Raw genomic sequence first — 13,420 nt, forward strand, 5'->3', positions numbered from 1 at the left:
CTCATGCCGGAACCGCCTGACGCACTCGGGGGTCGGTCAGCGCGTGGCAGACGTCGACGAGGATGTTCAGCGCGAAGATCGTCACGGCGGTCATGAGGACGGCCGCCTGGAGGACCGCGAAGTCGCGCTGGAGGATGGAGTCGATCATCAGCTTGCCGATGCCCGGCCAGCCGAAGATCGTCTCGACGATCACCGCGCCGTTGACCAGACCCACCGTCAGGTCGCCCGCCACGGTCAGCACCGGTGTGACGGCGTTGCGCAGGGCGTGGCCGAAGACCACCCGCCGGGGCGAGGCGCCCTTGCTCCGGGCGACCTTCACATAGGGCGCGGAGAGCGCGGTGACCATGCTGCCGCGGACCACCTGCACCAGCACGCCGAAGGGACGGATCAGCAGGGTCGCGATGGGCAGCACCCAGATCTCGGGGCCCCCGATCGTGCCCGAGGTCGGCAGCACCCCGAGGCTCACCCCGAGGACCAGCACGCCCATGATGGCGAACCAGAAGTCGGGGATGCTCGCGGCCGTCATGGACAGCAGGCTGGCGATCCTGTCGATCAGGGAGTTGGGCCGGTACGCGGCGAGGCTGCCGACCACCAGCGCTCCGGTGATCGCCAGCAGCATGGTCACACCGGCGAGTTGCAGGGTGACGGGGAAGGCGTCGATCACCATGGAGCCGGCGGACTGTCCGGTCCGCAGCGACGTGCCGAAGTCGAATCGCACGGCGTCGACGAGGTAGTTCCACAACTGCGCCGGGATCGAGAGGTCGAAGCCCTGCGCGGCGGAGAACTCCGCGCGCTGCTCGGCCGTGGCGCTCAGCGGGAGGTAGAGGTCGACGGGGTTGCCGGTCATCCGGGCCAGGAGGAACACGCCGAGGACGACGCAGACCAGGGGGACGGCACTGGAGAGTACGCGCTTGCGCAGAAACGTGATCATGTCAGTGCTTCGCCCCCTCGGCCGGGCCGACCTCGGCCAGCCGCAGTTCGTCCCCGGTGGCGGAGTTCGGCTCGTACCGGATCGACGGCGACAGGCCCAGCAGTCCGCTCATATGGGCGATGTGGGTGTACTGGACGACGGATGCGTTCTGCTGCGCGAGCAGTCCCGCGTAGGCCTTCTGCCGCTTCTCCCCGGAGAGGCCGGCCGCCTCCGCGATGCGCCGGTCGAGGGCCTTCGTGCCGAAGGTGGACTGGGGGCCGTCGCTCAGCAGGTACTGACTGGTGGTGAAGTCCGCGTCGCCCGCCTGGTTGCCGTGCATGATCAGCAGGGCGATGGGGCCGACGTCCTCGGGCAGCGGGCGGAGCTGGTACTGGAGATGGGTGGCGGTGTCGGCCATGCGCACCCGTACGTTCAGCCCGATCCGCTCCATCTGGTACTGGAGCGCCTCCGCGGTCTCCGACACCCCCGAGAACATGCCGTTGCGGGCGACCAGGGTGATCTGCCTGCCGGTGGGCACGCCGTCGGCCGAGGCCTCCTCGACCAGGGCGCGGGCCTTCGCCACGTCCTGCCGGGTGGGTTCGATCGCGTCGCTGTGCCCCACCACTCCGGGCGGGACCAGCTGGCCGGCCGGTTCGGCCAGACCGCCGAGCAGGGCGTCGATGATGCCCTGGCGGTCCACGGCCAGGTCGATGGCCCGGCGTACCCTCAGGTCGTCGAGCGGTGCCTCGCGGCCGTCCAGCCGCAGGGCGGTCGTCTCGTTGTTGGGGTAGGCGGCCGTCGTGTCCTTCTCCGCCTCCATCGGGTCCAGCGCCACGGCGATCTCCGCCTCACGCTTGTCGATCATGGCGGCGCGGACACTGGCATCGCTGCGCCAGACGTACCGGGCCCGGGCGAAGGGCGGTTCCTCGCCCCAGTAGTCGCCGAAGCGGCTGAGGGAGATCGCCGCTCCGGGCTGCCAGGAGCGCACCGCGTAGGGGCCGGTGCCGACCGGGATGCGCACCTTGGCGTCCGCGTCGGTCGTGCGCGGCACGATCTCCACGAAGCTCAGGCGCAGCGGGAGGATGGGGTCGGGTTTCTCGGTGGTGACGGTCAGTTCGTCGTCGTTCACCGCTTCCACCTCGAGATCGTCGTTGCCGAAGACATAGCCCTCGACATTGCAGGCGAGGTCGGAGTTGACCGCCCGGTCGATGGAGAAGGCGGCGTCCTCGGCGGTGAAGGGCGCGCCGTTCTGGAAGGTCACCCCGGAACGGATGCCGAAGGTCCAGGTGCGGTCCCCGGTCCGCTTCCAGCCGGTCGCGAGCAGGGGGTTCAACTCGCCGGACGTGGGATCTCGTTCGACCAGGGGTTCGGTGATGTTGGACCGGACGACCACGCCGGTGCCGGTCAGTGATGCCTCGCAGGGTTCCAGGGTGGGCGGTTCCTGGGTGAGCACCACCCGCAGGGTGCTGCCGTCGGCCCGGCCGGTCTCGCCGGCGGCGCTGTTCGCCACGGCGCATCCGCTGGACATCAGCACGGCGCCCGCCAGCAGTGTCGCTGTCAGCTTGCGGGGCTTCCTGGGTGCGGCGCGCTGGGCGGGGGGAACGAAGGACTTCATCGTCACATGTCTCCGGGGAATCGCTGATGTGTCGCGTTCCGAGGTCTGGGGTATGAGGGCGACCACCACAAGCTGTCTACAGTTACGCACTCCGTCCGTATCCGTGAACGCGAAGCTAATCCGGCGCCGGAGCAGCGTCAAGACATGCGGAAGGTCGGACTCCCGCACCGGACGGGGAGCGGACGCCGCCGGGCGTCTCACATTCCCGGAACATTCGACGAAGACTGGAGCACCACCTTGCAGAGCTCATCGACCCCCGCGAGCACCCCGGACACCGTCCTCCAGGTCTCCCCCCTGCTCCCCGCCCTGGAGGAGTCGCTGGCCTCCGGGTTCCACACGGTGCGGCTGACGGAACTGCCGGACCCCGCGGCCTACGTGCGCGACCACGGCAAGGACGTGGTGGCGGCGGTGACGAGCGCCCGGGCGGGGGTGGACAACGCTTTGATGGACGCGCTGCCACGACTGGGGGCCATCGTCCATTTCGGTGTCGGATACGAGACGACGGACGTGGTCCGGGCCCGGGCGCGGGGCATCGACGTGAGCAACACCCCTGACGTGCTCACCGATTGCGTCGCCGATCTCGCGGTGGGCGCCCTCATCGACGTGATGCGGCGGATGTCGGCCGCCGACCGGTACGTACGCGCCGGGGGCTGGGCCACCGCCCCCTTCCCGCTCGCCACCCGGATGAGCGGGAAGCGGGTGGGGGTCCTGGGCCTCGGCCGCATCGGCCGGGCCGTCGCCCGGCGGCTCGAGGGCTTCGGCGCGGAGATCTCCTACTGCACGCGCACACCGGTCCCCGGCACCGGCTACCGGTATCTGCCCACCGCCGAGGCCCTGGCGGAGGCGTGCGACGCGCTCGTCGTCACCGTCGCGGGCGGGCGGGGCACCGAAGGGCTGGTCTCCGCGGCGGTGCTGGACGCGCTCGGACCCGAGGGCTTCCTGGTCAACGTCGCGCGGGGCAGCGTCGTCGACGAGCCCGCCCTGGTCGCGGCGGTGCGGACGGGACGGATCGCGGGTGCGGCACTCGACGTGTTCACCGACGAACCGCACGTCCCGCCGGCCCTGCTGGAGTCGGACCGGGTGGTCCTGCTCCCGCACATCGCCAGCGCCACCCGGGAGACCCGTGCGGCCATGGGCGATCTGGCCCTGCGCAACGTGCGGCGGTTCATGACCGAGGGAGTCCTGCTGACCCCGGTACCGGAAGCCTCTCCCTCGTCCCATTGACGCCGAAGTGAATCCACACATACAAATACTGTCTACACATGAGAACGCCGAGCACCTGAGGATGGCCTGCATGGCACGCACCTCCGAACGCATCGCCGATGTCACCGTGACCCCCGTGGCCTTCCGGGACCCTCCCCTGCTGAACACCGTCGGCGTGCACGAGCCGTACGCGCTGCGCACCGTCGTGGAGATCACCACGGAGAGCGGGATCAGCGGCATCGGCGAGACCTACGGCGGCGCGGTGCACCTGGAGCGGCTGCGCCGCGCCGCCACCGGGCTCACCGGCATGGACGTCTGGAGCCTGAACGATCTGACCGCCCGCACCACGCGGGCACTGGGAGCCGACACCGCGGGCGGCGACGGCATGTCGGGGATGGTCACCGGCAGCAGCACCGTGGACCGGATCATGTCGCCGTTCGACGTCGCGTGCCTGGACGTCCAGGGCAAGCTCGTCGGCCGGCCCGTCTCCGATCTGCTGGGCGGAGCCGTCCGTCCTTCGGTGCCCTACAGCGCCTACCTCTTCTACAAGTGGGCCGGGCACCCCGGGCAGGACGACGACGAGTGGGGCGCGGCCCTCGACCCGGCGGGCCTGGTCGAACAGGCCCGCCGCATGATCGATGTGTACGGCTTCTCCTCCATCAAGCTCAAGGGAGGCGTCTTCCCGCCGGACGAGGAGATGGCCGCGATCAGGGCGCTGAAGAAGGCGTTCCCGGACCATCCGCTGCGCCTCGACCCCAACGCCGCGTGGAGCACGGAGACTTCCCTGCGCGTCGCCCGCGAGCTGGACGGTGTCCTGCAGTATCTGGAGGACCCGACCGACGGCATCGAGGGCATGGCGTCCGTGGCCGCGCGGACACCGACCCCGCTGGCGACCAACATGTGCGTCGTCTCCTTCGACGACCTGGCCCCGGCGGTGGCACAGGGAGCCGTGGGCATCGTCCTGTCCGACCACCACTTCTGGGGCGGGCTCCGGCGGTGCGGCCAGCTCTCCGCGATCTGCGAGACCTTCGGGCTCGGCATGTCGATGCACTCCAACTCGCACCTGGGCATCAGCCTCGCGGCGATGACCCATCTGGCGGCGGCCACCCCGCGCCTGACGTACGCCTGCGACACGCACTGGCCCTGGAAGCGGGAGGACGAGGACGTGGTGGACACCGCGCCGCTGCGGTTCAGCGAGGGCGGCGTCGCCGTACCGACGGCCCCCGGCCTGGGTGTGGAGCTCGACCGCGAGGCGCTCGCGCGGCTCCACCGGCAGTACCTGGACTGCGGACTGCGCGACCGCGACGACACCGGCTACATGCAGCGTTTCGACCCGTCGTTCTCGGCCAAGACCCCCAGGTGGTGACCCTGTCGTGCGCATCATGATCGGTCACCGCATCCTGAGCCGGTTCCACGAACCGCTCAAGGCGGCCACGGAGGGCACGCACGACTGGCTGGACGCCTGGGACTGGGACCCCGGCCGGATCTCCGGCGCCCTGCCCGACGTCGAGGTGTACATCGGATCGAAGCTCGGGGCCGAGGACGCCCGGCGGGCCGCACGGCTGCGGCTCGTGCACGTCGTCGGCGCGGGCTACGACGGCATTCCGTTCGACGCGCTCGCCCCCGGGGTGACCGTCGCGACGACCCACCACCACGGACCCTCCATCGCCGAGCACGTGCTGATGTCCGCGCTGATGCTCTCCCGCGACGTGCTGACGGCGGACCGGGCGCTGCGCGACGGGCGCTGGAGCAACGTCGCCGTCGACCCCGGACTTCCCTTCGGGTCGACGCTGCGCGGCCGCCGGGTCGGGATCATCGGATTCGGCGAGACCGGCACGGAGGTCGCCCGGCTCTGCCAGGCGGTCGGGCTCGGGGTGCGCGCCGTGCGGCGCGACCCCACCGCACCGGTCCCCACCGGCCTGCGGCCGGACTGGGTCGGTGGCGACGACCGGCTTCCCGAACTCCTCGCCGAGTCCGACATCGTGGTGGTGACGGTCCCCCTGGGCCCCGCCACCCGCGGGCTGATCGGCCCCGACGAGCTGAAGGCGATGGGGCCGGGGTCGCTGCTGGTGAACGTGGCCCGGGGCCCGGTGGTCCAGGAGGAGGCGCTCTACGAGGCACTCCGCTCCGGCACCATCGGCGGCGCCGCCCTGGACGTGTGGTGGTCGGGGCCGCCGGACCCGCCGAGCCGGCTGCCCTTCCACGAGCTGTCCAACGTGCTCATGACCCCCCACAACTCGGGCCACACCGCGGACACCTTCGCCGCCCGTGCGGCGGAGATCGCCGGCAACATCGGCCGTCTGCTGCGCGGCGAACCGCTGGTGAACGTGGTGCGCGGCCCCTGAGCCGGCACGGAGAGCCCCGGCCGGGCTACGCGTTCATCTCGTACGCCCCCGACAGCGCCTCGACCCGCTCCCAGACCCGGGCCGCGCGCGCCTCGTCGACGACCGGACGGCGTACCGCCGCGATGGCCCAGTCCTGCTGCGCATCGGTGGCGGAGTCCTTGCCGTGCAGTTCGACGGCGTTCGCGGAGAAGTCGCGGACGAGTACGGAGAACAACTCGTCGAGCACGTCCTCGTCCAGACCGGTCAGCCGGGCCTGCTCCAGGATCAGCTGGCCGTGGACGACCAGGGCGAAGAGCTGCCCGACGGAGAGCAGGAAGTCGAGGTCCCGGCTCTGCCGCTCGTCGGGCGCGATGCGGGACACGAAGTCGCAGAGCGCGTCCGCCTGTTCCCGGAAGCGGGCGACGTTGGGCACCGAGGCGTACGCGTCGTAGGCGGGGCGCCAGTCGTGGAAGCGTACGGAGCCGAGGCCGCGGGCCGGGCCCTGCCGGAAGAGGAACGCGTCGTCCGCCGCGTCCAGACGGGTCTCCACGGGCTCGTATCCCGCGGGGTCCAGCAGGTGGTTGCGCATGAACTTCAGGATGAGGGCGAGGTTGACGTGGACCGTGCCCTCCAGCTTGGGCAGGCCCCGGATCTCCACGGCGGCCTGGGCGAAGTAGGTGTCCTTCTCGAAGCCCTTGGCCGCGACGACGTCCCACATCAGGTCGACGACCTTCTCGCCCTCCGTGGTCACCTTCATCTTCGTCATCGGGTTGAACAGGAGGTACCGGCGGTCGTCGGGCCCGGCGGAGCGGAAGTAGTCGACGGCGCGGTCGCTGAACAGCTTCATGCCGACGAGCCGGACGTAGGCGTCGGCCAGCTCACGGCGCACGTGCGGGAAGGCGGTGACGGGACGGCCGTAGAGGATGCGGTTGTGGGCGTGGGTGACGGCCTCGTACATCGCGTGCTCGCAGATGCCGATCGAGGCGGTGCAGAGGTTGAACTTGCCCACGTTGACGGTGTTGAGGGCGGCGTCGAAGGCGGCGCGGCCGGTGTGCAGGACGTCGTCGGGGCCGACCGGGTAGCCGTCGAGGCGGAACTCGCTGACGTACTTGGAGGAGTCGACGACGTTCTTCACCAGGTGGTAGTCCGGGTGGCGGCTGTCGGCCGCGAAGAAGACGTAGCCGTCGGGGCCTTCGACGTCGGTGCGGCGGCCGAAGACGGAGACGAGGCCGGCGGCGTTGCCGTTGCCTATGTAGTACTTGGAGCCGGTGGCACGGAAGCCGCCGTCGCCGTCCGGCTCCAGGAGCATGTCGGTGGAGTAGATGTCGGCGCCGTGCGCCTTCTCCGACAGGCCGAAGGCGAACACCTCTCCCTCGGCGAGCAGCCGGGCCGCGCGGCTCCGCGCGGCCTCGTTGTCGCTCTGCCAGACCGGGCCGAGACCCAGGATGGTCACCTGCCAGGCGTACCAGTAGTCGAGTCCGTAGAACCCGAAGATCTCGTTGAGCGCGGCGATCCGGGCGGTGTCCCAGCGCTGGTCCTCGCCCTCGGCGGCGGACGCGGGGGTGAGGAAGGTGGCGAACAGGCCTTCCTTCGCGGCGAAGTCGAGGAAGTCGCCCAGCCAGGCGCGGGACCGGTAGTCCTCGATGAGCCGGCGCTTGCCGCGCGCCTCGAACCAGTCGACGGTGGCGCGGAGCAGCCTGCGCGTCTCGGGGTCGAAGTGCGCCGGGTCGTAGGCACGCGGGTTGAACAGCAGCGGGTCGGCCATGGTGGTCCGCCTTCCGAAGGGGTACGGGTGGGAGGGTGCGGGTGGTTCAGGCGCGCGGGCGTGCGCCGCCGAGCCGGTCGAGCGTGGCGAGTACGTCGTCGAGCCAGGCGACGGTCATCCGCTCGTACGCGATGCCGCCGCGCAGCACGACGTGCTGGAGCTCCTGGCCGGCGTCGAGCGGTACGGGGGCCTCGGGGCCGGTGAAGTCACGCAGTTCCCCGGCGAGGTAGTGGGCGAGCCGTTCGCTGTGCACCTGGTGGTGCCGCTCGACCTCGCGGACCAGCGCGCCCGGGTCGTCGAAGGCCGCGCCGCGGATCTTCACGGCGAGATCGTGGCGCAGGCTCTCGGGTTCGATCGGCTCGTGCAGCCAGAGGGAGAGCGCGGCACGGCCCGGGCCGGCGACGGAGTACTCCTTCTTGTCCGGCCTGCGTTCCTGCGGGACGTCCCGCACGTCCAGCAGGCCGTCGCTCTCCATGCGCTTGAGCACGCGGTAGATCTGCTGGTGCGTGGCGGTCCAGAAGTACCCGATGGACCGCTCGAACCTCCGGGCCAGCTCGTAGCCGGAGCCCGGCTGCTCCAGCAGGGAGACGAGGATCGCGTGTTCGAGCGCCATACCCCGATCGTTCTATGCAACTGGTTGCATAGCAAGCGGCGACGGCCGGGTGAGACACGCCTCACCCGGCCGCCGCCACGACGGGACCTCAGCAATCACCCCACGGCGAGCCGTAGGTCTCCGCGAGCCCGGCCGCCTCCCCGGGCGTGAGCAGCCGCGGGGAACGCTCGCCGAGGGCGAGGAGCAGGGCGGACACCTCCTCCAGCTCGACGGCCGCGTCGACGGCACGGGCCATCGTGGTGCCGGCCAGGACGGGGCCGTGGTTCTGGAGGAGGGCGGCGCGGAGCGGGAAGGGCAGCCGCGCCAGCTCCTCCGCCTGGTCCGCGTCACCGGGCGGGGCGTAGGGGAGGAGCGGGGTCTGCCCGACCCGCATCACGAAGTACGGGGTGAGCGGGGGCACGGCGCTCCGCCGCGACCACGGCGGGAGGCACGAGACGGCGGTGGCCTGCCGCGAGTGGAGGTGGACGACGGCCCGGGTGCCGGCGTCCCGCCGGTAGAAGGCGCGGTGCAGGGGGAACTCCTTCGACGGGCGCGGTCCGTCGAGGTGGGTGCCGTCCAGCGCGAGGACGCTGAGCCCTCCGGGGTCGACGTGGGCGAGGTCGGCGCCGGTGGGTGTGATGAGGATCCGGTCGCCGGACCGGACGCTGAGGTTTCCCGAGGAGCCGGGGCTGAGCCCGAGCGCCGCCAGCCGGGCCCCCGCGGCGGCGAGTTCGTTGCGGGGGTCGCTCATGCCAGCGCGCTCCAGGACTCGGTGAAGATGTCCGTCCCGCCGAAGTTGCCGGACTTCAGGGCGAGATCGACGGTGTGCTCCCGCCCGCCCGCCCGGCAGTCGGCGCGGGACCAGGTGACGCCCGGGGCGATCGGCGAGCCGATGGACAGGGTGCGGACTCCGAGTGCGGTGACCACGGCTCCGCTGGTCTCACCCCCGGCCACGAGGAGCCGCCGGAGGCCCGCCGCGACCAGGTCGGTGGCGCAGGCGGCGAGGGCCCGCTCGACGAGTTCCGAGGTCGCGGGGCCTCCGTGCGGAGCCGGCTGCTCCAGGTCCGCGAGGTCGTCGACGGCGTAGATCAGGGGCGGCTTCGCCGGGTCGTCGTCCCAGGCGCGGCGCGCGAAACCCACCAGGCCGGCGACCGTACCGGCGAAGTCGGCGCGCAGGGCGGCCGGATCGAGCTTGCGGTGCGGAAGGCGGGCCCGTGCGTGGGCGACCTGGGCGCGGGTGGCGGAGGAGGCGCTCCCGGAGAGGACGGCGCCCGGGTCGCCGGGGCGGGAGGCGGGAATGGCACGGGCAGCATCGGCGTGCGGGCCGGTGAGTCCGACGGCGAGGCCCGCGGCCCCGGTGACGAGGGTGAGATGCGAGGTGGCGGCGGAGACGGTCGCGAGGTCCTCGTCGCTCACCGCGTCCACGACGACGAGCGCGTCCGCGAGGTCCGGGGCGTCGAGGGCCGCCCGCAGCGCGTCGCTGCCCGCGCGCACGGTGTCGAGCCCGATGAGCCGTACGGGGTGCCCGGTCTGCGGGGCGAGCAGCCGGCCCAAGTGGGAGTCGTGCATCGGGGTGAGCGGGTGGTGCCGCATGGGGCTCTCTTCGAGAAGGTCCTCGTGGACGAAGAGGCGGCCCTTGTAGACGGTTCGTCCGGTGGCGGGGAAGGAGGGGACGACGACTGTGCGGCGCTCCCCCAGCTCCGCGAGAAGCGCGTCGGCCACCGGGCCGATGTTGCCGCGCGGGGTGGAGTCGAAGGTGGAGCAGTACTTGAAGTAGAAGCGCTCGCAGCCGGCCCCGCGCAGGGCGCGCAGGGCCGCGAGGGAGGCGGCGACCGCCTCCCCGACGGGCGCGGTGCGCGACTTGAGGGCCACCACCACCGCGTCCGCGTCACGCACCGCCGGCTCTCCCGTCCCGCCGTCCATGGCGTCCGGGCCGACGGTCACCACGGTCCGGTGGCCCCGGGCGACGAGCATGGTGGCGAGATCGGTTGCTCCGGTGAAGTCGTCGGCGATGGCCCCGAGGGACGGCATCGGACCTCCTTGCGTTGGGGGCGGTGCCGGGTGACGTTCCCCGGCAGCCTCGATGTGAAAAAATGTTAACAGACTTTACGCAGGCGAGATCTGCTGATACTTCTTGTTAACACGCTCCCCTGGGGTGCTCGTGCCGTTGCCGAGCCCGCGCCGTCGGAGCCGTTGAACCGAGCTTGTGCCCGTCTAGGAGAGCCCATGAATCTGCATCATCTGTTCGCCGGAAACCGGCGACCGGACCGTGCGCTACGCACTGTCCGGAGCCGGCGGCGGCTTCGCCCGGACCCTGCTCGCCCAGACCCCGCGCATCGGGCGCCTGGCCCCCGCGGTCCTCTGCGACCGTGACGTGGAGCGGCTGCGCGGGATGCTCGTGGAGCTCGGCTACGCGGCGGAGAGCCTGAGCGTCTGCGCGGACGCCGGCGAGGTGTCGCGGGCCGTCGAGGCGGGGGCCGTGGCGCTGGTCGCGGACGGCGCGCTGCTGTCCGCCGCCCCCTGGGACATCCTCGTCGAGGCGACCGGGAGCCCCGCCGACGGATACGCGATGGCCCGCGCGGCACTGACCGGCGGCCGTCACGTCGCGATGGTCAGCAAGGAGGTCGACTCCGTGGCCGGGCTGCACCTGGCCGACCTCGCCCGCGAGCACGGCGTCGTCTACACCACCGCCGACGGCGACCAGCCCGCCAACCTCATCGCCCTCGTGACCTGGGCCGAGCTGCTCGGCCTGGACATCGTGGCGATCGGCAAGTCCAGCGAGTACGACCTCGTGTTCGACCCCGCCACGGGGTCGGTGACCCAGCTGGACACCACGGTCCCGGCCCCCGGGCTGGCCGGACTGCTGAGCCTCGGCTCCGATGTGCGCTCCACGCTCGCCGCCCGGGCCGCGGCCGTGGCCGCCCTGCCCACCGGGGCAACCGCCGACTACTGCGAGATGGCGGTGGTCGCGACGAACACCGGCTTCCGGCCGGACGTCGAGCGCCTGCACTACCCGGTCGCCCGCATCGCCGAGCTCGCCGACGTCTACGCGCTGCGCGAGGACGGCGGGCTGCTGCACCGCGCGGGCGCGGTCGACGTGTTCAGCGCCCTGCGGCTGCCGGACGAGGCATCGTTCGCCGGCGGTGTCTTCGTCGTCGTACGGACCGGTGACCCGGTGACGTGGGAGACCCTGCGCGGCAAGGGCCACGTCGTCAGCGGGGACGGCCGCTACGCGGCGATCTATCTGCCGTACCACCTGATGGGCGTCGAGACGCCCGTCTCGCTGCTGTCCGCCGTCCTCCACGGCCGCCCCTCGGGCGGCACCGAGCCCCGTGCCCACGCGATGCTCGGAGGGCGCGCACGTCAGGACCTGCCCGCCGGAACCGTGCTGGACATGGGCGGCCACCACCACGACGTCACCGGCGTCCAGGCGGTCCTGCTGCGCGACGAGGACGCCCCCGCCGACACCGCGCCGCTGTACCTCGCCGCGCACACCACGCTCGCGCGTGACGTCCGCGCGGGCGAGCTGATCACGCTCGGGGACCTCGCCGGCACCGACCCGGACCTGCTGCACGCCTGGACCGCCGGCCGCGCCTCCCGCGCCACCGGGTCCCCCGTCCCCCACGCGAGCCGATGATGAGCGACGATCTCCAGAACCTGCTGCTGGGCGCCGCCGCGGTCGTCGTCCTGATCCTGCTGATCACCAAGGCCAAACTGCACCCCTTCCTCGCCCTGGCGCTGTCCGCGCTCGGGCTGGGGCTCACCGCGGGCATCGGCCCGGGCGCCACCGTCGAGCACTTCCAGGACGGCTTCGGCGACGCGCTGAAGAGCACCGGGCCGACCATCGGGCTGGGCACCATCCTCGGCGGCATCCTGCTGGGCTCCGGCGGTGCCGACCGGATCGCCACCGCCTTCATCGGCGCCCGGCCGGTCAAGTGGATACCGACGGCCATCACGGCCGCCGCCCTGCTCATCGGGATGCCGCACCTCTTCGACGTCAGCTTCGTGATGCTCGTACCGCTCGTGTACGCCGTCGCCAAGCGCACCGGGACCCATCTGCTGTACGTGGGGCTGCCGCTCGCCGCCGGTCTCTACATCTCGCACGGCCTGCTGCCCCCGCACCCCTCCCCCACCCTCGCGGTCTCGGCGTACGGGGCGAACACCGGGCTGACCATCCTCTACGGGCTGATCATCGGCATCCCGATCGCCGTGGTCAGCGGGCCACTGCTGACCAAGGTGGCCTCCCGCTGGTTCGGTCCGGCCCCCGACCTGGACAACGGCCCGGTGCCCGAGACGGGTCCCGAGCCCGAGAACCGCAAGCGGCCGGCCTCGTTCGTGCTGGCCCTGATCACCGTGCTGCTGCCGCCCGTCCTGATGCTCATAGGCACCGTCGGCACCTCGAACACCGCGGAGGGCTCGCTGCCCTACGCGTTCTTCGAGGCGTGCGACTCCTCGGTCATCTCGCTGCTGGCCGCCGTGATCTTCGCCTTCTTCGCCCTGGGCATGCGTTCGGGCTTCGGGCTCGGCCAGCTCCAGAAGATGGCGGGCAAGGGCCTCGGCCCGGTCGGCGGCATCGTGCTCATCCTCGGCGCCGGCGGCGGCCTCAAGGCGATGCTCACCGCGACCGGCATCGACAAGCTGATCTCGGACTACGCGGTGGGCTGGTCGATCCCCCCGCTGCTGCTGGCCTGGCTGGTCGCCGCGCTGCTGCGCGTCTGCCTCGGCTCGGCGACGGTGGCCACCGCCGCCGCGACCGGAATCGTCGCCCCGCTCATCGGCGCCTACCCGGGGCTCTCACCCGAACTGCTGGTGCTGGCCACCTCGTCGGGCGCGGTCATGCTGTCGCATGTCAACGACTCCGGGTTCTGGCTGTTCAAGGAGTACTACCAGCTGTCCGTGGCCCAGACGTTCCGCACCTGGACGCTGATGCTGTCGCTGCAGTCGCTGCTCAGCCTCGGCGGAGTGCTCCTGCTCAGCACGTTCGTCGGGGCCTGAGCGCCGCGCCCTGTTG

At 71.9% G+C, this 13,420-nt stretch carries 10 protein-coding genes and 1 pseudogene; 5 read left to right on the forward strand and 6 right to left on the reverse strand.

Going from position 1 to position 13,420, the window contains the following annotated elements:
* Window position 1 precedes the first annotated feature (1 nt).
* Both AMK10_RS22695 and AMK10_RS22700 read right to left on the reverse strand, forming a co-directional pair.
* Window positions 2-931: an ABC transporter permease gene (locus AMK10_RS22695; protein ID WP_073749738.1), complete on the reverse strand. Its 930-nt coding sequence runs from the start codon at window positions 929-931 to the stop codon at window positions 2-4.
* Window position 932: 1 nt separating this feature from the next.
* Window positions 933-2,525 (reverse strand): ABC transporter substrate-binding protein, encoded by a 1,593-nt coding sequence (locus AMK10_RS22700; RefSeq protein ID WP_079180826.1) that lies wholly within the window; start codon window positions 2,523-2,525, stop codon window positions 933-935.
* A gap of 237 nt (window positions 2,526-2,762) precedes the next feature.
* On the opposite strand from AMK10_RS22700, the gene AMK10_RS22705 reads away from it, so the two are divergent.
* From AMK10_RS22705 to AMK10_RS22715, 3 genes are all read left to right on the forward strand, one after another.
* A complete protein-coding gene (locus tag AMK10_RS22705) occupies window positions 2,763-3,749 on the forward strand; it encodes a 2-hydroxyacid dehydrogenase (protein ID WP_073749739.1) in 987 nt (328 codons plus the stop codon).
* A gap of 70 nt (window positions 3,750-3,819) precedes the next feature.
* On the forward strand, window positions 3,820-5,094 hold the full coding sequence (locus AMK10_RS22710; RefSeq protein ID WP_073749740.1) for a glucarate dehydratase family protein: 1,275 nt from the start codon (window positions 3,820-3,822) through the stop codon (window positions 5,092-5,094).
* A 16-nt stretch (window positions 5,095-5,110) separates the two neighbouring features.
* Window positions 5,111-6,073 (forward strand): 2-hydroxyacid dehydrogenase, encoded by a 963-nt coding sequence (locus AMK10_RS22715; protein ID WP_073750159.1) that lies wholly within the window; start codon window positions 5,111-5,113, stop codon window positions 6,071-6,073.
* 25 nt (window positions 6,074-6,098) lie between these two features.
* On the opposite strand, the gene AMK10_RS22720 is transcribed toward AMK10_RS22715, so the two are convergent.
* From AMK10_RS22720 to otnK, 4 genes are all read right to left on the reverse strand, one after another.
* Window positions 6,099-7,817 (reverse strand): acyl-CoA dehydrogenase family protein, encoded by a 1,719-nt coding sequence (locus tag AMK10_RS22720; RefSeq protein WP_073749741.1) that lies wholly within the window; start codon window positions 7,815-7,817, stop codon window positions 6,099-6,101.
* Between the two features lie 46 nt (window positions 7,818-7,863).
* Window positions 7,864-8,430, reverse strand: a complete 567-nt coding sequence (locus AMK10_RS22725) for a PadR family transcriptional regulator (protein ID WP_073749742.1) — start codon at window positions 8,428-8,430, stop codon at window positions 7,864-7,866.
* A gap of 88 nt (window positions 8,431-8,518) precedes the next feature.
* Complete coding sequence (locus AMK10_RS22730) at window positions 8,519-9,160, reverse strand: class II aldolase/adducin family protein (protein WP_073749743.1); 642 nt, start codon at window positions 9,158-9,160, stop codon at window positions 8,519-8,521.
* Window positions 9,157-10,440, reverse strand: coding sequence for a 3-oxo-tetronate kinase (gene otnK, locus AMK10_RS22735; protein WP_073749744.1), 1,284 nt, complete (start codon window positions 10,438-10,440; stop codon window positions 9,157-9,159). Before otnK ends, AMK10_RS22730 begins: the two co-directional genes overlap by 4 nt.
* Window positions 10,441-10,635: 195 nt before the next feature.
* Here otnK and AMK10_RS22740 point away from each other — a divergent pair.
* Together AMK10_RS22740 and AMK10_RS22745 are read left to right on the forward strand one after the other, a co-directional pair.
* A pseudogene (locus AMK10_RS22740) lies at window positions 10,636-12,046 on the forward strand (homoserine dehydrogenase).
* Window positions 12,046-13,404, forward strand: a complete 1,359-nt coding sequence (locus AMK10_RS22745) for a GntT/GntP/DsdX family permease (protein ID WP_073749746.1) — start codon at window positions 12,046-12,048, stop codon at window positions 13,402-13,404. The pseudogene AMK10_RS22740 and the gene AMK10_RS22745 overlap by 1 nt, the downstream one beginning before the upstream one ends.
* Window positions 13,405-13,420 lie beyond the last annotated feature (16 nt).

Origin of the sequence: Streptomyces sp. CB02058 (genome assembly GCF_001905505.1) — a bacterium.
GTDB lineage: Bacteria > Actinomycetota > Actinomycetes > Streptomycetales > Streptomycetaceae > Streptomyces.